This window comes from uncultured Roseivirga sp. (assembly GCF_963973945.1).
Lineage (GTDB): Bacteria > Bacteroidota > Bacteroidia > Cytophagales > Cyclobacteriaceae > Roseivirga.
In genome coordinates, this window is record NZ_CAXBBV010000005.1 from 106,682 (window position 1) to 128,588 (window position 21,907).

Sequence of the window (21,907 nt, forward strand, 5' to 3'; positions counted from 1 at the left end):
ATTATTTAGAGAAGCCCTCAGGTTCCCATTTAATGGCTCTTTTGGGATTCGAATCGTGAATATCGAAAGTCAAAGGGAGTTCTAATTGTTTATTTAGGTTATACTCAAAAACAAGCTTCCAGTCATTAGGATGAAACTCTTCAAAACCATCCATATATCTTTCAGCAGTGATAAGTAGTAGTAAACTGAACTTGAATACCTTGTCTTGACTGATTTCGAGAGCAGAAGCATTAAATCTTTCTCTATCTTTTTCCTTTTTGATGAAAGTCCCAAGATCGACTGTCAATTGGTCAGTTAATTCGGGATATACCACATTAACTTTTTGACCTTTCTTTGAGTATGGATCTATATCATTACCACTAAAGAAACTTCCATTCTTTTTCAAGTATATAGAATGGATAGTTGAACTATGGTTATGAGAGACAATCCAGATGTTTATCTGAGCCATGTAATCAGCTCGTGATTCAGAATATTTGATTTGAGCCGATTTTAATTCAAGGTTTAGATTGGCTTTTTCTATTGGTTTTTCAATTCCATCTAAACTGCCTTTAAACATGTAAACCAAAGGAACAGCAACTGCATTTAGCAAAGTTGCCCAAGGTTCCCAATTTTGTTCTGGAGATTTCAGCCAAAGAAATATGAAAGCCGCAGTGGTTGATGTAAGTATGAGTATAATGATGTTCGATCTCTTCATGTCTAACTTAATTATTTACCATATCCCACCTCCGCCTCCGCAGCCATACTAAACTGCTCCTCAGCCTCTTTTATAGTTACCTGACCATTCATTAGCATGGGCAATAACCAATCGCGCAATGAGCTGAGTTCTTGGTTTTGTTTTAGGTTCTTTTGAATTTGCGCTTGCATAGGTTCTGCAAACTCTTGAAAACTTATAATTAGTTCGCTATTAGGCTTTTCGATAGTATGGTTCGTAACGAATGAATCGAAAAGCAGGTTTTTAATGCCACTTGTTTTACCTTCCCATCCAAAAAGAATTCCGTTATCGTAAATTCTACGCCAAGTATAGGCGAAGAAAAAGAGATCTTCATTTGATTTTAGCGTAGCTGCCTTACAGAAGTTGGAGCAAATTAAAGGCGTTTCGAAGCGCTCTAATGTCTCTTTCGTAATAAACGCCATTCGGCCAGTTGATTGAGTTGGGCTTCCTCCTGAAATTTCAACCACAATATCTCCTTCACTTAAAATTTTGTGCTCATTTTTTTCCAAAATATAGCGTGTTGGGCATTTAAGGTCACCTGTACCATTCAATCCATTTAAATCTGCACCTCTAACACATGCAACTTTAGTTTGATAGTTTCCTTCAGCAGATTCCTTTCCCCAATCCCCATTTTTATCATGATCAAACCAAGAAGATATTGTGTCGACCTCCCAACCCTCAGGAATCTCCCTCTTTAATTCTTGATTATAAACCATTGGCCCACCAGAAGATTTATAAGGTTTACCTGCTAACTCGGGTTTGCCTATCGAAGCTGCGGTAGCAGGGGAGATAGGGAAATCAAACTGCACAAACCAATAGTCATAAATCAGTTTGGCCATGGCCTCTAACTCCGCATTGATTTTATTATTCAGCTCGATTTTGGAGTCTATTTTTAATAGAACATTGGCCACCTTATTCTGATAAGAAAGCTCTGGTAAGTTTATCTTTATTTTGGAGAACTCCGTCTTGTTTAAAATCGGAGTTCGTGTGACGTTAGCTTTTTGAAAGAGTAGCTCCTTCTTTCCCTTTAGCCAATAGTAAACGTAGAATGGGTTTACTCCCTTCTTGAAATTTGTAATAGAATTAATCTGTTGATTTGTTGCGCAGTTGGCTTCAACCAGTCCAACGTTGCCCATATCCCAACCTATACAACCGACTAAAATGCTCAATCCATTTAACATGCTTCCTTTAATAGATTTTAGACCTGATTCAGTAATCATTTTTTCTGATTCAGTAATCTTAAAGTGTTTATGAAGATCTTTAGGTCCTAGAAACATATAATCACTACCATAGTAATTTTCATTACTAGTACTTGGAGTTTTCCCAGTCACAACGTCCCCTAATTCACTAATTGGAACAGATCTATAAATCATAGGAAAGAGTAGTAATGTTATTTAAGATTTCAGAATCAAGTTCCTTAGATTTTTCGAATAGTTTATTCAATTCTTTCTTCGCAGAATCAAGCCTAACATTAAACTCTTCCGGTGATATGTCTTCATATTTAATTTTCACCTCAAAATATTGACCAGCGCTAAGGCTATGGTTCTTGGCTTCTATCTCATCATAACTTACTACAACAGAGAAATCCTCGATTGCTATTCTATTGTTAAAAGTGTTAATGATTTTGTCTTCTTCCTCGGAAGAAAGCAAGGTTTTCTGGTTTTTATCATCCACCTTAACTTTGGTGCCTAGGTTGGAGGCATCTACTAGTATTATCTCTTCCTTGTTATCTTTATCAATAAAAAGGATTGACACATTGGTAGTGGTAGCAGCGAAAATATTTCCTGGCATACTTACCACTCCGGCCAACCATTTGTTCTTCACCATTTTCTCCCTGATTTTTTTTTCAATACCTGTTTGGGCAGTAATAAAGCCCGTGGGCACTACAATGGCTGCCTTGCCTTTATCATTGAGCGAGAACATAATGTGCTGCAAAAAGAGCAGATAAATGGCCATTGATTCCTTCTTCTTCTTGGGCACATTGGGTATGCCTGCAAAGTAACGCTCATGGTTGGCCTTGCTGTCCAGGTCATCTCTGTAGTCAGAAAAATCTAGTTTAAAAGGCGGGTTGGAAACGATATAGTCGAACTGCTTTAGTTTGCCATTACTCTCTTTATGGAAAGGGTCGGAAATGGTATTGCCCTTCACAATATTGGGGATGGAATGCACTAGATTATTCAAAATTAAGTTCAACCTGAGCAGGTTAGAAGATTTCTGCGAAATATCTTGAGAGTAAATGGTGCATTTGTCTTCGCCAATCTGGTGGGCCAAATTCATGAGCAGCGTTCCCGATCCTGCGGAAGGGTCGTAACAAGTCGCGTTACTCACTTCGCCTTGTACAAGGCAGCGCGCCATAATTTTAGAAACGGCATGGGGTGTAAAGTACTCTGCATACTTACCGCCACTGTTGGTATTATAGTCTTTAATCAGGTATTCAAAAATGGTAGCGAAGAAATCGAACTTCTCATTGAAGATGCGCTCAAAACTAAAGCCTACCAGTTTGTTGATGATGGCGCGGCAAAAATCGTCACGCTTATCGGTTACATATTTGCTGATGTTTTCAAAGAGCACAATCTTTTGTCCGCCTTCTGTAATTACCGAAAATATATCGCTGTTCTCTCTGGCAATTTCTATGAGGGTATTATCAAATAAATCTGCAAAGTTGGGCTCATTCTGCCTAGCAAATAGGGAAGAGATAAATTGATCTGGCTTTATCTGGGCTGTGCTTTCGCTCAGCTGTAGCATCAACAACTCATATTCGTCTGCATCATAATTGCGAATGGCTTCTTCCCAGTCTTTCGCATCGGCAATGGAATTATCGAGCTGTTTTACCTCATAAATGAACTTGTCGTTTAAGAATTTATATAAGAAAGTCTGTGTAATGATTTTGAATTCATTGCCATCGTTGCCCAAGCCATAATTGGCGCAAACGCTTTTTAAATTATCTATTAATGCCTTTGTCTTGCTTTCAAAAGCGATAGTTTCTGTCATGCTGCTCTTCCGTTAAACTCATTGAGGTATTCTTTGGCGATCATGTGATAAATGCGTTTTGATTGTTCTGCATTGATCTCCATATTAAACTTATTTCTGATTTGATTGACAACAATACGCGCCATCATTCTCTCTGCAAAGCTTTCGTTGCTTAAAATATTGGCGTTTTGCATAATGTGATTGTCAACCTCTGATTTTATGCTTTGCAAAACCTCTAAAAGTTTTGCTTCCTTATCAGTTAAAGGGTCTTTTTCCATAAGCCGTTTATGAATGCGCGCGTATTTAGCGTCATTGGCATATTTGGCCCGTAAAAGCTGGTTCTTACGCTCCATTTCTTTGGCGGAGTCATAAATGGCATTCAAGGCTTTAATGTTTTGTTCCATTTCTTCCTTGGTTACCTCGCTCAGGTTTTTCTTTTTAAAGAGTCGTTCCAATTCCTCTTTCAAGCTGATAAAGTTAGGGTCTTTTGGGTCGAAGTTGCCACCCAACATTTCACGTGTGCGCTGTAATGTGTTTTTCAACTTATCCGCCAAAACCATTTCTTCCTCCTTAATTTTAGTAAAGGCGAAGATTACATCTTCTAAGGCTACATTCAGCAGGTTGGTGGTTTCCTCGTTAGCATCTAGGTTCTGCTTCAGGTTAATCAACTGTAGTCGATTGTTGGCCTCTGTAGCAAGCTTGTGCAACAGTTTAAAGTCGAGCTTTCCCAAAAGCTCATAATTGCCTGTGAGGCGAATGAGGTTATAGAGACTCTTGGCCGTATTCAATGCTTTGGCAATATTCAGCATTTCCTGCCGATCGTTGATCTGGTTGATTTGCCTTGAGAAAGCCTCTGCATTGTTGGTGTCAAAATAAAAGAGCGTGTCCTTGATCTCTTCTATGTCAGACTCAATCTCTTCCTTCGATTTAAACAGGTTACTGTAATGCTCAATTTCATCGCCCAGTTCGCTCTGTAGTTCATTAAAGTAATCTCTATTGGTCTTGTCGAACTCTTTTTGAATATCGGCAAAGTCTACCACATAGCCATAGCGGAAGTCTTTGTAGGTTCTATTTACCCGGGTGAGGGCTTGCAAAAGGTTGTGCGATTTAATTACTCGGCAGATGTAAAGCTTTTTTAGTCGCTTGGCATCGAAGCCAGTCAAAAGCATATTGTAAACGAACAGAAAATCAATTTTACCTTCTTTGAACTCTTCAACTCTCGCTTTTCTATCGTCTTTAGTACCCACATCGTGAAGTATAAGCGCAGCGGTTTTTACTTTTCGCTCGTGGGCTTTTTTCTTGCCATAGCTTTCAGGGTCATCAGCAGCTAGGTTTAACTGTTCCGTGACTTCATACTTTTCCTGAAAAATTCTGAAAAGCTCCTTGGCTTGATCTGAAGAGTCGCAAATCACCATTCCTCCAATGGAATTCTCATCAAAGCGAAGCCTAGAATTTTGAAAGTCTTCAATGATGTAATCAAGCATTGGCTCCACAAACTTCGGGTGTGCATAAACGAACTTGCGTTTACCTTCACCTTCCAAAATTTTAATGTCTTCCAATGCCTTTTGTAAAGCCAATTGATAAGAAGTCTCAATCTCTTCCCTAATCAATCTTAAGGTGTAGCCATCAGCGATAGAGGAGTTGTAGTAGTATTTATGAATGTAGCCCCCGAAGAGCGAGCGAGAGTTGTAATCGTCACCCAAAAGTGGCGTACCAGTAAGCCCAATTTTAATGGCATTTGCATCTGATTGATTAAGGTTTGCTAAAAAGCTGCCTTTAGGGTTATAACTTCTGTGTACTTCATCCAAAAAGTAAACCCGTTGTACATTCAGTTGATAATCTTTATTGGAGACTACCGATGGGTCATCTTTGAACTTTTGAATGTTTACAACGGTAATTTCTGCTCTGCCGGTGTCATTGTGTAAGGCAATGTTTGCCTTAATGTCTTGAACAAACTCTTCTTTTGAGTCAATTGTATGAACAATTAATCCTCTGCTTTTAAATTCTCGGCCTGCCTGAATTAAGAGGTCAATTCTATCCACAATGAAGTAGAATTTTGGAATAATGTTTCTCTTGCCGAAATAATGCTTTAGATATTTAACATTGTAGAAAGTGAGTGCTGTTTTTCCGCTTCCTTGTGTGTGCCAAATAATGCCTTTCTTACCACCATTTTCGAGCGTGCGCTCAATTGCTTGAGTCGCAAATAGCTGCGGATAACGCATAATATGCTTTTGAATTCCTGTTGACTCTTTCACATAAGCCAAAGCGAATTCAAGAATAAAAGCAAGTCGCTCTTTGGAGTATAAAGAGCTAATGATTCTGTTGGTAGGCGTATTAGTATCCTTGTTCAGCGCAAATTCAGATGAATCCTTTATGCTTAAGAGGTTATTGTCTTTTAAGATGAAAAGCTCTTGCTCATTACTTAGCTCTCGGAAGTCAGGAGTTACTTTATATCCTTCATCTTCACGAAAGTAATTGAACACTGACTCTTGATAGGAAGGGCTGGCATAAAATGCTCCTTCAATTGGAATAGGATTTTCATCGTCATATTCCATGTTATTGGAAAAGACCATGAACTGCGTAAGGTTGACAAACTTTCGAAATTTTTTATTCTGAAAGCGCGTCTTCATTCGTTTGTGCTCTGCTTGTATGCCGTCAAGGTTATTGGGCTTTTTCACCTCAATAAATGAAAGCGGCATACCATTGATCAGTATGATGATGTCGGGTCTAAAACTGTCGTCATCTTTCTCGTAAGGTAATTCGGTTACTACATGAAGGCTGTTGTTCTCGAAATTATCAAAATCAATGAGCCTAACCCCAGAACGGTCAATCAGTCTTTCATAAAAGGCTTTCCCTAAGTCTTCGTTTTCAAGGTCTAGTGCTATTTGATTATATAAGCCCTCAAGGTCTAGTTCTGAATTATTAGCGTTAATTCGGCTGATGCTTTCATCAAAAATACTTTTAAAAATATTGGTTGCATGATCCCAACTGTTAGTTTTTAGGGATAAGTAATTATAGCCTAATCTCATCAAATGGAGAATGGCTGGTATTTTTACTCTGCTGTCTTCGTTGAATTTCATCAAGAGCACCTATATCAAAAAATAATATTTTGGTAGTTTCTTCAACAATATAAGTGAATGTATTTATAATTGGCTTATTGAAGTATGTGAATTATATAAGAATGCTTTAGCGCTGTTGAGTGGTTTTTGAAATGGAGCGTTAAACGGTCGGCACCGCAGTTCATTCCGTCTGTATCGCAGATTAGTTGGATTTCGGGATTACTCAGAGTGTTCTACCCAAAGCCTGCCTTTGTTGTGTGTTTGCACCAATAAATTGATGGTGCTTGCCATTCCATGTTTTTATCTTGAATGTAGTAAAAATGTATTTAGACCCTTCGTGCCTCAGGGAAGGAAAACAGCATTTGTAGCCTTAAAGAGAGGCTAGGCTGTTCTTTCCATCCAAAGCTCGCATTTGCTGTGCGTTTTTCACCAATAAACGGAAGGTTCTTGCTATAACGACCTTTTTATCCTGAGTGTAGCGAAGGAACTATACTTAGAACCTTCTTCGCAGCTAAAGGAAGAGAAAGAAGAGGTTACTTTCCGATACAAAATATTTTAAATGCTTTTAAATTACTGTAAATCAGTATGTTGCTAAAAGTGTAGAAACGCATTAGCAACAAAAAACGCTTAGGAATGTCAAACTAAGCGATAATAAAGGAAAAATCGAGGGGTACGGGCATAAAAAAACCGCTCCACAAAGGAAGCGGTTTTCAAGGAAAATACCAATCGCTTTACGCAACTGTTACAGAGCCTAAATAAACGCTGTTAGCGACTTTAGTTCCGTCTTCTGATACAAACCCTAAGAATACCTCAACGTCTTCTCCTGAGTACTCAGAAGGCACTGGAATGGCCGCTGATCCAGCAGACCTTGCTGGTCCCGCAGTGGTGAACACTGCTTCTCCTCGGGTAGTGTTCAAAAGAACAATCAGAGCTTTGTCTGTTGCTTGAGCACTTCCGCTTCCTGAGTTGTCTGTCCAGGTTGCTTCTACGTTTCCAGCACTTGGAGAAGTAGCTGCACCGTTGGCCGCACCTGTCAAGTTACCACGAGTAACCAATGAACTTGCATAGTCAATCATGAAGTTTGGATAAGCTCCAGTAACTGCATTGTTCAGGTTGTAGGACATAGCCGCATTGAATTGGGTCATACGGTTTGCATACAACTTGAAACCGACTCTCAGGAAGTCTGTCATTGGCTGCAAGAACCTTAGGACAGTTGAGAATTTCGAACGCTGGTCAACCTGACCTTCCGTTCTTGGATTCGCTACACTGGAAGGTTTGATGCGCAGGTAATCGATGCCCTTCCAAGTTCCACCGATTACATTCCCTACTTGGCCTGATACGCCACCGAGAATACCTTGATTAATTTTTCCCATCTCTTTACGATTTTTAAGGAGTTAAACATTTGCTTGGACTTGACACGGACTTACCATGGATTTGCCCTTCGCCAACTAAATTACTTCAAGAATTAGGCAGTAGTTCTCTCTTGGGTGCTGTTGCGGTAGTGTACTTTATTTTGCTTTTGTTGCCCTGTTTTTTTGGCAGGGCAGGATTCTATCCTGCTCCTGTTTCTTTCATCAAGTCATAAAATATGGCTTGTCTGGCAGTATCAATCATCTTTAGTGTGACCTTGATTTTTTGCTCGTTGGTATCGAGTAGTTGAAGGGCTTGAATTGCCTTCTGAAATGCCTGGTCTTTGCAGCTTGCTTTGGTGGAGCTTTCCCGAATCAGCTTTCGGATTTCATCAATAGTCACAAATGGAATCACGGAGCCTTTCAGGAGATAGTGAAATGATTTTGACCTCCACAATCCAAAGCATAGCCAAAAGAGAAATTCCCTGTCCTCTTGGTTGTCGGTGAGGCAAACAAAGCAATTCGGGCAAGCTTGGTTGAGCGGTTTTCCGCTGTTCAATCCCTTGTTCAGGATAAAGAAGTGCGGTTGTTGGTAGCTGGTTTCCAGTCGGTGTGTTTTGATACGAAACGATTTCATACAGTGAGCCATTAAAGTTTAGCTCGCTGCGCTTCGCATAGATTTTTTCCAAAGAGAAAAGAAAAAAGGGAAAAAAAGAAAAGAGAAAGCTGTCTTTCAGGCGGGTGAGGCTCGGCTGTCAAGGTTTTTGGAAAAAATACTACCCGAAGGGTGGAGATTTTTTTCAAAACCCGTAGGGCTTGACCTTGACTGTCCGAAAGTGCGGTGGGCATGTGCGAACCCGCCTATCTTTGCTTTTCTCTTTTTAAAATTTTCCCTTAACGAGTAAAAAAAAGAGCCCCCTAAAAAGGAAGCTCTGAAAGGCACAACTCGAACCAAAAGACACGCAGCGTATAATCTGTGATGCCACAACGCTGAATGCCTGCATGAAACGGAAGACCTGAGGTGCGAACGCCCGCCAACAACCACCGGCTGCCGAAACGGACTCTGAATAATAACTTAAACATAATGCCCTCGCTCTACAGGACGGTGCGATTGCAGCAAGGGCTGTGGGAAAAAAATACTACCCGTAGGGTGGAGATTTTTTTCCCTAACAGGCGAAGCGAACCCTTGCAGCTCTCGCATCCGCACGCCTGTAACTTTGCTTTATGTTTGAGTGATTATTGACTATTTATGGCTGTTAAATGCCAATACTTTGCACCAATAATATTCGACTTATAAGTCAATACATCAATAGGAATCAGAAAAAGAGAATTGAAGGATTTTAATTCAGCTTGCACAGCAACTCAATTTCGATACGTCTTTTCCGAAAGTTATTGCTGCTAATTTTATGCCTTCTCCCAGAGTCAAATAAGGGTAGAAACTGTCTGCTAAGTCTTTCACTGTTATTCTGTATTTGATTGCCATACTTAATTGTTGGATGAGTTCTCCACCTTCGGGTGCGACTACTCTTGCGCCTATAAGTTTGTCAGTTTCCGAGTTACGAATGAGTTTGATGAAACCCCTTGTGTCGTTGGCTGCTATGGCTCTCGGTACGTCTTTCAATTCCAATTTTGACACTTCAAACGGAATGCCTTTTGATTCTGCCTGTGCTTCATCTAAACCTGCCCCTGCAATTTGTGGGTCAGTAAACACCACCCAAGGTAAAGAAGAATAATCGGCTTTATTATCTGTTCCTGAGAACGCATTTTCAACGGCAATTTTACCTTCAAAAGCGGCTGTATAAACAAATGCAGGGGTGTTGGTTACGTCACCTGCTGCGTAAATGTTAGGTAGATTGGTTTCCATTTTTTCATTTACAGCGATATGTCCGCTTTTGGTGAGTTCCAAACCAATGTTATCTAACCCTAATTGGCTTGTATTGGCTTTTGTGCCTGTGGCAATTACTACCTTGCCTTTTTCTATAATTTGCGTAAATGAACCGTCAGGACATTTACAGTGAATGATGGTTTCATTCCCTTGTTTCTCGAATTTCACGGCTCTGAAATTAGGTAAGATTTCAATGCCTTCTTTTCGCATTTGGGTTTCCAATGCTTCACTGATGTCTGGGGTTTGTGTCCGTAGAACACGGTCGGTAAATTCAATGATTCGGACTTTAACGCCTAAACGATTGTACGCCATTGCAATTTCCAAACCTATGTAACCTGCTCCCATAATGGTCAAGCTTTCGGGTTTTTCTTCCAAGTCGAAAAGGGAAACGTTGGTCAAGTAGTCAATTTTGTCCAATCCTTCAATAGTCGGAATGTTGGTCGTAGCTCCCGCAGCAATTAAAAATTTGAGGGCTTTGTATTCCTTGCCGTCAACCAAAATGGTTTTGTTGTCTTTGAATTTTGCCCAACCTTTTAGCATAGTCAGGTTTTCAAAATCGCTTACCACATCCATATATTTTTTCTCTTGAAGTGTGGCTACTAATTTTTTCTTGTCTTTGATGATTTGAGCAAAATCAATATCAACGCCTTTTGGTCGGATGCCTTCAAAGTTGGAATGTGTAGCGTGATAAGCCGACTCGCCTGCACGAATAAGATTTTTAGAAGGCACACAACCCACGTTGACACAAGTACCACCAAAGTCCAAACCACCGTTTACCATTAAGGTCGTTAAACCTAAACTTTCGGCTTTTATAGCTGCCGAAAATGCAGCCGAACCGCCACCGATAATGATTAAATCAAATTGATTATTCCTACTATTTCCATTTTCAGAAATTTCACTTTTTACACGATAGTTTTTTGTGCCGTTAATGGTATTGATGATTTCTTCTTTACTTGTTTTGGTAGGGTCAAAAGAACATTCACAAGTAGCTTTTGGATAGCTCACATTTGCTTCTTTTACACCTTCGTTTTTGGAAAGTAGTTTTTCAATGCCTGTGGCACAATGGTCGCAGGTCATACCTGTGATGTCAAGTTTTATGGTTTCTTTGTTCATAATGATTTCTCTTTTTGATTTTCCTTGAGGATTTCGGCTTTATAACCTGTCTGCTCAATAACTTCGATGATAGCATCAGGATTCGTTTTCTTTGGGTCGTGATGGATAGTTGCCAAATCACCCGGATATTTCACTTTGTGTTCAATAATGCCGTCCACTTCTTTGAGGGCATTTGAAATATGGTTGGAGCAACCTGCACAAGTCATTCCCGTTATTTTCAATTTCAGGGTTTTACCTTCTTGCTGGTTTGTATTTGCTGTTTGTGCTTTACTGTCATTCGGTTTGCAACATTGAGCATTAAGCTGAGCAATTCCAATTAGGAACAAAGCACTCAATAGAATTAAATTCTTTTTCATAGTATAATTATTTAATTAAGTTCTTAAATACGAGGGGCAAAAAAATACTATTTCTTGCCAACCACTTTGTAACCTGTACCGTTGATGGCTTCTTCAATTTGAGCAAGACTCACTTTGGTTTGGTCAAATTCTACTTTGGCAGTCGCTTCTTCATAAATCGCATCTACCTTAACAATGCCTGGTAATTTGTTCACATCATTTTCTACGTGTGAAGCACAACCATTGCAAGTCATTCCTTTTACATCAAAAGTTACCGTTTGGATGTCAGAAGCATTGACGATTACAACTTCCTTGTTGTCGTTTGAAGGATAGAAAATGTGTGCATAGTTTGGAAAAGCGAGCATTAAGGCTGCAAACACGGTTACAATTCCCAAGAATGTTTTGGTCTGCATAAAGGGTTTCTTTTCGTCTTCTTCGCAATCGCATTGGATTTCTTCAGCTGTTCGTGGTTTAAGTTTCTGATACCAAGCAAAGCCCAACACCAAAACGGTGATGCCTATAAGATAAGGTCTTGCTGGTTCCATCCACGAAAATGTAGATGCCACTCCCGATGCTCCTGAAATAAGTGCCAATACTGGTGTAATGCAGCAAAGTGATGCTGCTACTGCCGAAAGCACTCCCGCTCCGACAAGTCTGTTGTTTTTCTTGTTCATACTGTTTCCTTTTTTGAATTGTTTATGATGTGTTTAAAAAATGGACGAAGTAAAGTCAGTTGCTCTTGTTTCAAAGAGTAGAAAATGGTTTGTCCTTCTCTTCTCCCTTCAATGACGTTTCCGTCTTTTAGTTTTCTGAGGTGTTGCGAAACGGCAGGAATGCTCATTCCGAGAATGTCTGAAAGGTCGCAAGGGCAGAGTTCGTTTTCTTCTTCTAAGAGAAATAAGATTTTCAACCTTACTTCGTTTCCTGCCAATGCTAAAAGTCCACTCAGTTGGCTGAATGCCTTGTCGTTGGTTTGAAGTATTACTCTACAATTGTCTATTTGAACCTTGTCGGCAAACACTCTGATACACGATTGATTGTTTTCCATAAACTTCCTATTTAGGATTTAATAACGTAGCAAAGATACAAATAGTTTTCTTATTTAAGCAAATACTTAATAATTAAACCAAGAGACTCAGTTTGTATGGGGTGGAGTGGAAACGCAGGTAAACCAAGGCGAAGCCATTTCTGCGAGCCGCCTGCGAGCGGAGCAAGGGTGGTGGCTGCAAAAGCCCGAAGAATGAGGGCGGCAGACGCCTACCGTTTACGGCAGGGCTGGCGTGTTTTTTTGCTTTCGGGTCGGCAAAGGCAAGGGTAGCGACTGAACGGAACGAAACGATTTAGGGGAAGGAATGGAGCAATAACTGACTGCAATGGTGTTGGCTGTATTTGTTATCTTTTATCGCACAACAAATACATTGAGGAAGGATTGCAGGCAGATTGCGGAATGACGGTGGGTTGGTTCGTGGAGTGAAGAGAAGGAGCTACTCTTGTGTGCGGTGCTGAAAGTGGCTGAGTTGAAGGAGTGAGGAACGAATGACTGAAACGAAGCGACTGTAGGCACAGGGGAAATTGCAAAAAACATGACAGCCCGATCAGCCCGCAGCGACCCGCAGGCGAGCAAAAACAATAAGCAGCGACAGACCCCCAATAAAAAATATTGTGAGTGTAGCGAACACCTTAGATGGGGTTTGGGGGGATGAAGTAGCTGCGAGTGAGGAAGGAGAGAGTGTGTGAAGCAAAACAAGTGAACGGCAGGTGGCGAGCACCCACTGGAGCGCAAGACACCTGGCAAGTGAACGGTATATGCAAGGGCGACCGAAGGGAGTTCATTTTACCCTTGCAGATATGTTTTTGCGGAACAAAACGGAACGACTGACGAACACCGCTTTACCTGCGTTGGGGAGTGCGTTGGAAAAGCAAGTGTGGCACGGTATGGAATGTAGCGTAGCGGAATGGAATAACGGGCTACTCTTGCTATGCGGTGCTGGAAGTGGGCGAATGAAGAGAGTGAGGTACGAACGAACGGAATGAACCTACTGGAGGCACATGGGGGAAGAGATGGCCCAACTGGAACTAAACTAAACTACCCTTATAAGATTATTTTCTATTGTTGGTTGATTAAAAATCTCCATTTTAGTGTACCTAATTGCCGGGATTGGAAAATCCCGGCTGCTTCTTATCAAATTAAGATCATTTCCTTTTTTGTGTATGGTCAAGTGCAGCTCTGAGCCCTCTCGCAAGTTTTTCCACCTGGCCTGTACCCCAATAGTGCAAGAAGAAGATTCGTGGTTCCTCATGCACCATGTGGTTGTGAACCGCAACTACTTCAATGCCGTTTTCTACCAAAGCTTTGATAACAGGGGCTACTTCATCGGCAAGCATCGTGAAATCCCCTGCCACAGCTGCTTTTTCAGGAGTTCCCTGCCAGCTTGCCCAGGTATTGAAGCCCATGAATGTACTCACCGGAGCGCCATGCTCGGTCAAATTGACATCCGGTCGGCCGATCACTACCTTGTACACACCCCTGTTCATGCTTCCATTATAGCCTAATATATCTGCAATCATTGCAGTGTCCAGGGTATTCTCCACATCCGTCTTGGGACCATCAGCCGGGTTGTTTCCGCGCACTTCCTGCACCTTATCAAATACCGCTTTTACACTGGCAGCCAAATCTGCTTCATCACCCATACCTCCGATGTGCATATACATCACATTGGGACGGTTTCTGACAAAATGGTTGTGAATAGCGGTAATAGTGAGGCCCTGCCGGATCACCTCCTGCTGAACGGGCCAGAGGTCAGTTTCCGTAACCACAACATCACCCATCAGCATGGCCCCCTGTGCTGCCGGGGCAAAGGCCGCCCAGCTTCCCAGTCCCATAGGAGGGATGATCTGAAAGCCATCTACAATGATCTTAAGATCATTTTGCGGGATGGTGACTTTGTATTCGCCATTGTTTTCGGTGCCTTTCAAACCTCCCAAGGCGTTCTCAATGACCTGAATATCCAGAGACTCCAGTTCTATTTTCTCAGCATTGCGAGCAGCTGAGGGAGCGTGCATTTCCTTGTCATTCTCACGCTCTTGCTTTGGAGCACAAGAAAACAGCAATAAGCAAACTGTGATGGCAACCAGGGTGCTTCTTTGAATTTTGGTGATCAATATCATAATATTATGTTTTTTATAATGTTAAAAATTAGTAGTCTATTTAAATTTCTGTATTTCAAAATCATCAAAGTAGGTCACGGCATCTGCTTTTGTCCAGAAACCCACTTTACCGGCTTTTGTGAAGGTTTTGTCCTGCACTTTGAAAAGTTCTTTATCCTCAAGAAGTACCGTGAACACATCGTCTTTTACAATTAATTTGAGCGTATGCCACCGGTTTCCCATTGGCGGAACATCAACTCCATACGTTCTTCCTTTGCCCACCAGCTGCAAGTCTGTGCGTTTACCGTTTTCCACCTTGTATAATACCACATTATCTTCGAGCGGATTGGCCCGCACTACATAATAGTTGTTCTTATCCGTAAACCGCCAGACAAAACCGCCTCCCTGATCATGGTTGCCGGTAACGCCTTTCAGCCGGACGGTAAGTACCATGTCTTTTGCCGTAATCCGGTTATTGACCACTACATTAAAATGATTGTTGGGATTGTCGCTGTAAAATTGTGCCAGCACTTTATTTCCATTATCCTCTGTCACTTTCCATTCCGTGCCGCCCGATCCGGTATAGTATTCCGACCAGTCGTCCGGCAGGTGACCGGCAGTGTAATTCTCAAAATCAAACCGGGTTGTTTCAGTGGGTTTTACGGAATCAGGAAATTGCGCCTGTTCATTGATTTCCTGGATTTGTTCTTCCGAGTGCCTTGATGTCGAATTACCACATGCAACCGTTATCAAAACGGATGCGATTATGGGCATTAAATAATTTACTGTTGTTTTCATAATTCCTCTCTTCAAGTTTTTAGAAATGATTTTACAAATTCAGATGACGAACGGCTGACTTCTTCCTTTGATCCGGCAGCCGCTATTTTTCCGGCATTCATGACCACTATGTAATCACCTGTGTTCATGGCTTCTTTCTGGTCATGTGTAACATACAGCATAGTGAACTGTTGCTGTCGCTGAATGTCTTTCAAATGCCCAAGTATGCGCTCTTTTAAATGAGCATCAATATTGGCTAGTGGCTCATCCATCAGGAGTATCTTGGGTTGCAGTACCAGCGAGCGGGCAATGGCCACCATTTGTTTTTGTCCACCCGAAAGCTGATGCGGGTATTTCCTGGCTTTATCGCTTATCCCGAATAATTCGAGCCATTCAAATATTTTTTCTTTGATGTTTGCTTCTTTGCTTTCCTTCAAGGCAAAAGCAATGTTTTTGTACACCGAAAAATGCGGCCAAAGCGCCAGATCCTGAAAGACAAAACCAACCTGACGTTGATGAGGTGGGATAAGGATGACACCCTTTTCGCTTACTTTAACTCCGTCTATTTTTATCACCCCGCTGGAAGGCCTCTCCAAACCGGCAATTAATCGCAGCACAGTGGTTTTACCACAACCGGAAGGACCCAGCAGACAGGTTGTTCCCCCTTGCTCAAAAGAATAGGAGAAATTGTTCAACACTTCTTTATCTCCATAGCAATGGGTGATATGTTGCAGGATGATCTCAGGCATATTGATATCTTTTGAACAACCATTTTCCAGCCACAAAAAACAGCGCGATTAATGCTATGGTCACGCCAAGATTGATCAGGGTCATGCTGCTGGTAAGGGCTTCCGGTGCATTGGCGCTGATGGTGAATGTTTTGACCGGCATCAGCTCCATACCGGGAGGATAAACCAGCATGGTAACCCCCAGCTCTCCCAGGCTTAAAATGAAGGATAGAACAAATGCGGCAAATAATGATGGTACCAATAAAGGCAGATTGATCTTCACAAATATTTTCCAGGAAGGTATGCCCATCACAAGGGCTGATTCCTCCAAAGAAACCGGTATTTGCCTGATACCATTGCCGATGATCCGGGAAGCGATAAAACCAAACTTGCCGAGATAGGCAAGCAGCAGAATTGCGGTAGTGCCATATATAAAATTCATGGCAGACAGATTATAATACCTTATCAGGGCGATGCCCAGCACGGTAGAAGGAACAATAAAAGTCAGTAAAAGCAATACATTGGGCAGCCGGTTTCCCATACGGTCTTTAGCGTAGGCCGTCCAGAGGCCAACAGATGTCAGCAATAAGGTGCCCGACAGGGCAAGTTTTACCGATTGCAGGGCAGCCGGACGCATCAGTATCCATGCTTCCCTGAAGAATAAGGTTCTTCCGCTCAAAGACTGGATTCCCAGCATAAAGACAGGCATCAGCAAAACCATTATCAACAATAACCAAAGCAAAGCGTGAAACAAGGCTTGCCGCTTCTGGATATTGTATTTTTTGGACACGCCTCCCTTTACCGACACGGAAAAGAATGGAGCATCTGAAAGGTAGCGGGCTTCTGCCAGCATAAGCAACAGGCATATAAACAGCAATAAAACAGATTGCCCGATAGCCAAGGGGAAATTATACAGGGCAGAAAACTGGGTAAATATCTCAGTGGTAAAGGTGCGCACGCCAAAGAAAGCAGGAACTGAAAAGTCACTGAGACTGAATATCAGGATGAGCAGGAACGAGATTGTTAAGGCAGGACGGATCAAGGGGAGGACAATTTTCACCACCATTTTCCTGAAAGGCATCAGCATTAATCCGGCTTCTTCATAACCGGCATCAACTTGGGATAGTGCGCTACCGGTAATGAGCATCGCCAAGGGGAAAAAGACTATGGTATGTACCAGGATCACACCTGCATCTGAATAGATGGCAGCATTATTTCCAAATAGCCAGAAAAAACCATCTTTCCAGGCCACCGCAAAAATATAAGGGGAAATGAGTAAAGGCAGTAGCAGCGCCACCTTGTAAATGCCGATGAAAGCAAACCGCAGTTTGTAGAGAATAAATCCACAGACCGTTCCTGTGAAGGTGGCAAGCAAAGCCACTATACCAGATATCAGCAGGCTTTTGCCAACAAGAACCAATGTCTCCCTGCTAATGGAAGACAAAAGCGCTGACTTATCTTCACCACTAAGCCATTGCAGAAGCAGTAATACCAGTGGCAACCCCAGCAGCAGAAACAGCAGCAGTGAAGGAACCATCCGTATAATATGCCTGACTATTGCTCTGTCCATGCTTTTAGCCAAGATTGTATTGCTTCCAGTTTATCAGAAGTCTCTTTGTAATCGATTTTCATCGGTTGAATGTTATCCAATGAAGGAACATTTTGCGGCACTTCCGTTCCTTTGATCAGCGGCATCTGTGCACAGGATTTGGCCAGTTTCGTTTCTGTTTCCCGTGTCAGCAGGTAGTTAATCAGCTTTTTCCCGTTTTCATTTTGAGGCGAACCTTTAATAAGACTAAGGGCATTGGGCATGATGAGTGTCCCTATGCCATTTTCCTGTTGATCCAGAAAAATGTAATCTACCTTATCACTTTCTTTTTTGGCTTCAAAAGCATCATCCGTATCGGTAAGGCCAAAGGCGAGTTCCCCGTTCATTACTCGCTTTTTAACGTCCCCATTGCTGGCAGCTATCACCACTCCATTGGCTTTCAGATCATTCATCCACTGTTTGGCTTTTTCATCGCCCAATTTCACAAACAGAGCAGCCATGTGGAAAGTGGTGGTGCCGAACAAGGGGTTGGCAATGGCAAACTGGCCTTTGAAGCGGGGTTTTGTGAAGTCGAGAACAGACCGGGGTAATGAATCAGGAGAGATAAGCGTCTTGTTGTAGATCAGCACCCTGGCCCTGGCAGAAAAACCAATCCAATGGTTATCCTTTTCTTTGAACTGGGTAGGGATGAGCCGGGTTTGCTCCGATTGATAAGGTTCAGTTATGCCTCTTGACTGCAACACTCCATTACGTACCGGGTCACCGCTCCAAAATACATCGCACCGGGGATTGTCCCTTTCGGCTATTAGCCGGTTCATCACTCCGGTGGATTTGGTTTCTTCGGTATCGTACACCGCTTTTACTTTAATGCCGGTTTCTCGTTCAAAATCCTTCAACACCGGTTCCGAAAAGACCTGGTCAACGGTACAGTAAACGGTTACTTCATTACTGGGTGGGCTACATGCGGTAAGCATTAGCATGAATAGTATGATCGAATTAAACAGGTGTCTCATAGCTTTTCTTTTTAAATTACAAATCTCCAAATCAATTTCCCCAGGATGGTTGTCCTTTCAAGTTTCCAATCATTCCCTGATGTATCATAGGCCTGGTTGACAATGAAAAAGAAATCAGCCCCGATAATCGGTATCCATTGCAAACGAAAATTGAGGATGGCCTCCTCATCTTCGCTGTTCCACTGTGAAAACAATGATCCAAACAAATTCGGGTTGACTGCATATTCCATCCGGCTTCCGATCAGGTCGGTATCAAAGCTTCCTTCCGGTAAGTCAATCCAGTTTTTCTCATAGTTAGCGCCTATTTTAAGATAGCGGCTGGCTCGCCAGGAAAGTTCGTATGTACTTTCGGTACTTTTGCCTGTAAAGAAATCTCCCCAGTTTATTCTGGAATACACCGACCAAGTGCGACCACTGAATGTAGCGGCTTGTATTTCCATCCGGTTGTACCAGTAATCGCCTTCAGGTATGGTAATGCCTTCTTTGATCTCAAAAGGTTCACGCAAACCTTCTGCCTTCCTTTGCAGGTTAAACTCAAAAAATTCCCCGCTGCGTGTTTCAAAGCCTAATGGCCGGATTTCATAAGAGAACGATTGCAGTTCCCCTGTATCATCAAAGACAAAGTAGTTCATATCAAGCCCCTTAAAGCTGAACTGCCGTATCCATTTCAGAAAGTTTTTAGGCCGGGGCTTCCATTCGAGTTCTGCATAAAACTCCTGGAAATTGTCCCTGCGCAGGAAACCCACCTCCGGGTTGAAAGCGGGAGCGCTTCGTTGCCAGGCCATATCAAATTCCACTTTGTCGTTGGGATAGCTCAGATAGATGCGGTGAGCATTGGCTTTAGAATCATAATTATCAGAATTAATATTTTGAGTAAAAGAAGCTCCAATATTCAAATTTTTATCACCGAATAGCTTGGATGTACTGTAAAGCCCGTAGCCACCGGTAGTGCTGTGCCAGCGTCCATTTTCGTATTTATTGGCAGACAGAATGCCTATGGAGGATTGTTTCATCACATCCTGACGCCAGCTTACCACTGAGTAGTTGGTGGACGGAATGCTGTCCCGGCTTGCTGTCTGCATAGACAATGCTCCCAGGGTGGAATTTTTTACTTTACCCAGAATCCTTGCCCCGGCAATAATGGGTACGGTGGAACGGTCTTCGGCCAACCCAATCTTCCTGCTATAAAATGGGATAGTGCTATTTCCCATTCCCATATCAAAATAGTCCTGTCCTTCCAGGAAAAACTCCCTGCGCTCCGGGAAGAACAGGGGAAATCGAGTCAGGTTGATCTGTTGCCGGTCGGCTTCCACCTGCGCAAAGTCAGTGTTTAGGGTAAGGTTCATTCGGAGGGTGGGTGTAATGAGGTAGTTAATATCGCCTCCGGCATTCCATTGCCCTTCTTCCTGACCCGGTGTAAATTCACCCCCGCCAATGGTATAAGGTTTTATCTCAATAAAATCCTTGCTGACGATACTATCCAGGCCAGCCAGGGTACCTGCCCTGTTCAACAGTTCCAGTTCGGAATCCCGTGACCAGCCCTGCCAAAGCAGTTGCTCACGCTTTCTGCGAATATTCCGCTCAAAGTTGATGCCCCATATCTGCTCCTGTGCATCACTGGGGAATTTTAAAGTGGAAAAAGGGATGGCTATTTCTGCAAACCAGCCTTCATCGGTAATAGTGGTTTTGGCATCCCAAACGCCATTCCAGAATTTATTAAAAGATTCACCGTTATTGAGAACCTGCGCATCCGCTCTTGCCGCATTGGGATTGATAGCAAACAGGAATCCGTTGCGGTCGTCATTGTAGGTATCAATGATCACCTCAAAATTGTCTTCTCCTCCCCAGTCAAAGTCTCTTTTCATCTCGCGGGCTATTATCTTTTGAGGATTCCTGTCATATCCCCAAAACCCGATGTACAGGGTTTTGGCAGTATATAGAATCGCAACTTCTGTTCTTTCGGTAGCCGGTTCACCAATGTTCAATTCCCGCTGTGTGAAATTTTTGATATGTACGGCTCGCTTCCATACTGCTTCATCCGGCTTGCCATCAAGCTGAATTTCTTCCTGAACGTACTCTGCGTAAATCGTATCCGGTTTACTTGTTTGGGCTTTGCAAGTAGCATAGCAAATGGCCCAAACCAGAAACGTGATAAAGAAACGGCCCATACAAACGGAAGTTAGTTGATAGGCATTCCCTCTGTCATTTCTTCATTGGGCTGCAAGAGGATGTGATCCCCGGCATCAAGCGCGCCAAACACCTCAACCGTACTTTCGTTTTTCATGCCTGTTTTTACTTCTACCCATTTCAGCTTACCCTCTACCACCTTTCCCACAGCTTTTCTACGGAGGGTGGTCAATACAGCACTTTGAGGTACCCACATACTTCCACCAGTTCGCTGAATATGTAATTGTATTTCTGCAAAAAGCCCTGCATTCAACTCACCTTTTTGATTGTGCACGATAAATTCCCACATCTCTGTGCGGGTGTCCGGATCGATGCTTCTGGCTCTCCGGTAAAAATCTGCATTGAACAATGTCGCGGGAAATGGCTCTACTTTAAATGTCACAGCGTTCTCCGCCACAGAACTTCCGGTCAAGGCTTCCGGCACCGGTACCTTTAACCGCAATTTTTGATTGTTTTCGATCACCAACAAAGGGACACCATTATTTCCTCCGACAAGATTTCCCGGATCGGTATTCCTTTGGGTGATCACTCCGTTGAAAGGTGCCCGGATGGTAAGATAATCCAGCAATTGTTGCTTTGCCCTGGCGGTATAATCTGCTGCCACCAGCCGGGTGCTGTCAGCCATAGCTTTGTTCTTTGCTTTGATCAGGTCGGATTCTGAAACCGTACCAGGCTTTCCGGAGGCTTTCACCAACCGCTCAAAGACATCTTTGCTGCTCAAATAATCTGCTCTGGCAGACTCTACCTCGCTACGGGCTTCAGCATAAGCTGCCTTTACTTCCGGTGCTTCTATTTTTATCAGGACTGCTCCTTTTTTTACTTTATCACCAATATCCACCAGCACCTCGCTTACATATCCCTGCACCCTGGCATTCAGCCCGGCCTTTTCAAAAGCATGCAACTCTGCCGGGAGTGTCAGGGCCTGTGGGGCATTTTCGTAACTCACTGTTATTATTTCCGCTTTTTTTGCCGGCCCACCTTTGCTTTCCATGTTGCTGTTTTCAGCTTTATTCGAACAGCCAGAAACAATGGCCATATATAAAATTGGTAGGATGTATTTTCTCATTATGTTTAAACTTTACT

At 42.5% G+C, this 21,907-nt stretch carries 18 protein-coding genes; 1 reads left to right on the plus strand and 17 read right to left on the minus strand.

Annotated features, from left to right (window positions below; translation table 11 throughout):
- Position 1: 1 nt before the first annotated feature.
- The 10 genes from AAC026_RS10310 to AAC026_RS10355 all read right to left on the minus strand — a co-directional run bounded on the left by AAC026_RS10310 (position 2) and on the right by AAC026_RS10355 (position 12,471).
- Positions 2-694 (minus strand): hypothetical protein, encoded by a 693-nt coding sequence (locus AAC026_RS10310; RefSeq protein WP_339697600.1) that lies wholly within the window; start codon positions 692-694, stop codon positions 2-4.
- An 11-nt stretch (positions 695-705) separates the two neighbouring features.
- Positions 706-2,085: a restriction endonuclease subunit S gene (locus tag AAC026_RS10315; RefSeq protein ID WP_339697602.1), complete on the minus strand. Its 1,380-nt coding sequence runs from the start codon at positions 2,083-2,085 to the stop codon at positions 706-708.
- Positions 2,075-3,703, minus strand: coding sequence for a class I SAM-dependent DNA methyltransferase (locus AAC026_RS10320; protein WP_339697604.1), 1,629 nt, complete (start codon positions 3,701-3,703; stop codon positions 2,075-2,077). The genes AAC026_RS10315 and AAC026_RS10320 overlap by 11 nt, the downstream gene beginning before the upstream one ends.
- Positions 3,700-6,762 (minus strand): type I restriction endonuclease, encoded by a 3,063-nt coding sequence (locus AAC026_RS10325; RefSeq protein ID WP_339697606.1) that lies wholly within the window; start codon positions 6,760-6,762, stop codon positions 3,700-3,702. Before AAC026_RS10325 ends, AAC026_RS10320 begins: the two co-directional genes overlap by 4 nt.
- Before the next feature lie 710 nt (positions 6,763-7,472).
- Positions 7,473-8,114 (minus strand): DUF6266 family protein, encoded by a 642-nt coding sequence (locus AAC026_RS10330; RefSeq protein ID WP_339697608.1) that lies wholly within the window; start codon positions 8,112-8,114, stop codon positions 7,473-7,475.
- A 178-nt stretch (positions 8,115-8,292) separates the two neighbouring features.
- Entirely contained in the window at positions 8,293-8,727 is a 435-nt protein-coding gene (locus AAC026_RS10335; protein ID WP_339608039.1) for a hypothetical protein, read from the minus strand.
- Positions 8,728-9,435: 708 nt separating this feature from the next.
- Positions 9,436-11,088: a mercury(II) reductase gene (gene merA / locus AAC026_RS10340; RefSeq protein ID WP_103913857.1), complete on the minus strand. Its 1,653-nt coding sequence runs from the start codon at positions 11,086-11,088 to the stop codon at positions 9,436-9,438.
- Entirely contained in the window at positions 11,085-11,444 is a 360-nt protein-coding gene (locus tag AAC026_RS10345) for a heavy-metal-associated domain-containing protein (protein ID WP_339697613.1), read from the minus strand. The genes merA and AAC026_RS10345 overlap by 4 nt, the downstream gene beginning before the upstream one ends.
- Before the next feature lie 47 nt (positions 11,445-11,491).
- Positions 11,492-12,097, minus strand: a complete 606-nt coding sequence (gene merTP / locus AAC026_RS10350) for a mercuric transport protein MerTP (protein WP_034736775.1) — start codon at positions 12,095-12,097, stop codon at positions 11,492-11,494.
- Positions 12,094-12,471, minus strand: coding sequence for a metalloregulator ArsR/SmtB family transcription factor (locus AAC026_RS10355; RefSeq protein WP_002978241.1), 378 nt, complete (start codon positions 12,469-12,471; stop codon positions 12,094-12,096). Before AAC026_RS10355 ends, merTP begins: the two co-directional genes overlap by 4 nt.
- Before the next feature lie 800 nt (positions 12,472-13,271).
- Here AAC026_RS10355 and AAC026_RS10360 point away from each other — a divergent pair.
- Positions 13,272-13,457: a hypothetical protein gene (locus AAC026_RS10360; RefSeq protein WP_339697618.1), complete on the plus strand. Its 186-nt coding sequence runs from the start codon at positions 13,272-13,274 to the stop codon at positions 13,455-13,457.
- 159 nt (positions 13,458-13,616) lie between these two features.
- Here AAC026_RS10360 and AAC026_RS10365 read toward each other — a convergent pair whose 3' ends face one another.
- The 7 genes from AAC026_RS10365 to AAC026_RS10395 are packed head-to-tail and all read right to left on the minus strand — an operon-like array spanning position 13,617 to position 21,890.
- On the minus strand, positions 13,617-14,591 hold the full coding sequence (locus AAC026_RS10365) for a DUF1259 domain-containing protein (RefSeq protein ID WP_339697619.1): 975 nt from the start codon (positions 14,589-14,591) through the stop codon (positions 13,617-13,619).
- Between the two features lie 36 nt (positions 14,592-14,627).
- Positions 14,628-15,368: a hypothetical protein gene (locus AAC026_RS10370; protein ID WP_272987514.1), complete on the minus strand. Its 741-nt coding sequence runs from the start codon at positions 15,366-15,368 to the stop codon at positions 14,628-14,630.
- A gap of 11 nt (positions 15,369-15,379) precedes the next feature.
- The gene (locus AAC026_RS10375; RefSeq protein ID WP_272987516.1) at positions 15,380-16,096 is read right to left on the minus strand and encodes an ABC transporter ATP-binding protein; all 717 of its coding nucleotides are present in this window, start codon (positions 16,094-16,096) and stop codon (positions 15,380-15,382) included.
- Complete coding sequence (locus AAC026_RS10380) at positions 16,089-17,645, minus strand: ABC transporter permease subunit (protein ID WP_339697620.1); 1,557 nt, start codon at positions 17,643-17,645, stop codon at positions 16,089-16,091. Before AAC026_RS10380 ends, AAC026_RS10375 begins: the two co-directional genes overlap by 8 nt.
- Complete coding sequence (locus AAC026_RS10385) at positions 17,630-18,637, minus strand: extracellular solute-binding protein (protein WP_272987520.1); 1,008 nt, start codon at positions 18,635-18,637, stop codon at positions 17,630-17,632. The genes AAC026_RS10380 and AAC026_RS10385 overlap by 16 nt, the downstream gene beginning before the upstream one ends.
- Positions 18,638-18,648: 11 nt before the next feature.
- Positions 18,649-20,805 (minus strand): DUF5916 domain-containing protein, encoded by a 2,157-nt coding sequence (locus AAC026_RS10390; RefSeq protein ID WP_339697621.1) that lies wholly within the window; start codon positions 20,803-20,805, stop codon positions 18,649-18,651.
- 11 nt (positions 20,806-20,816) lie between these two features.
- Positions 20,817-21,890: an efflux RND transporter periplasmic adaptor subunit gene (locus tag AAC026_RS10395; RefSeq protein ID WP_149393314.1), complete on the minus strand. Its 1,074-nt coding sequence runs from the start codon at positions 21,888-21,890 to the stop codon at positions 20,817-20,819.
- Positions 21,891-21,907: the final 17 nt, after the last annotated feature.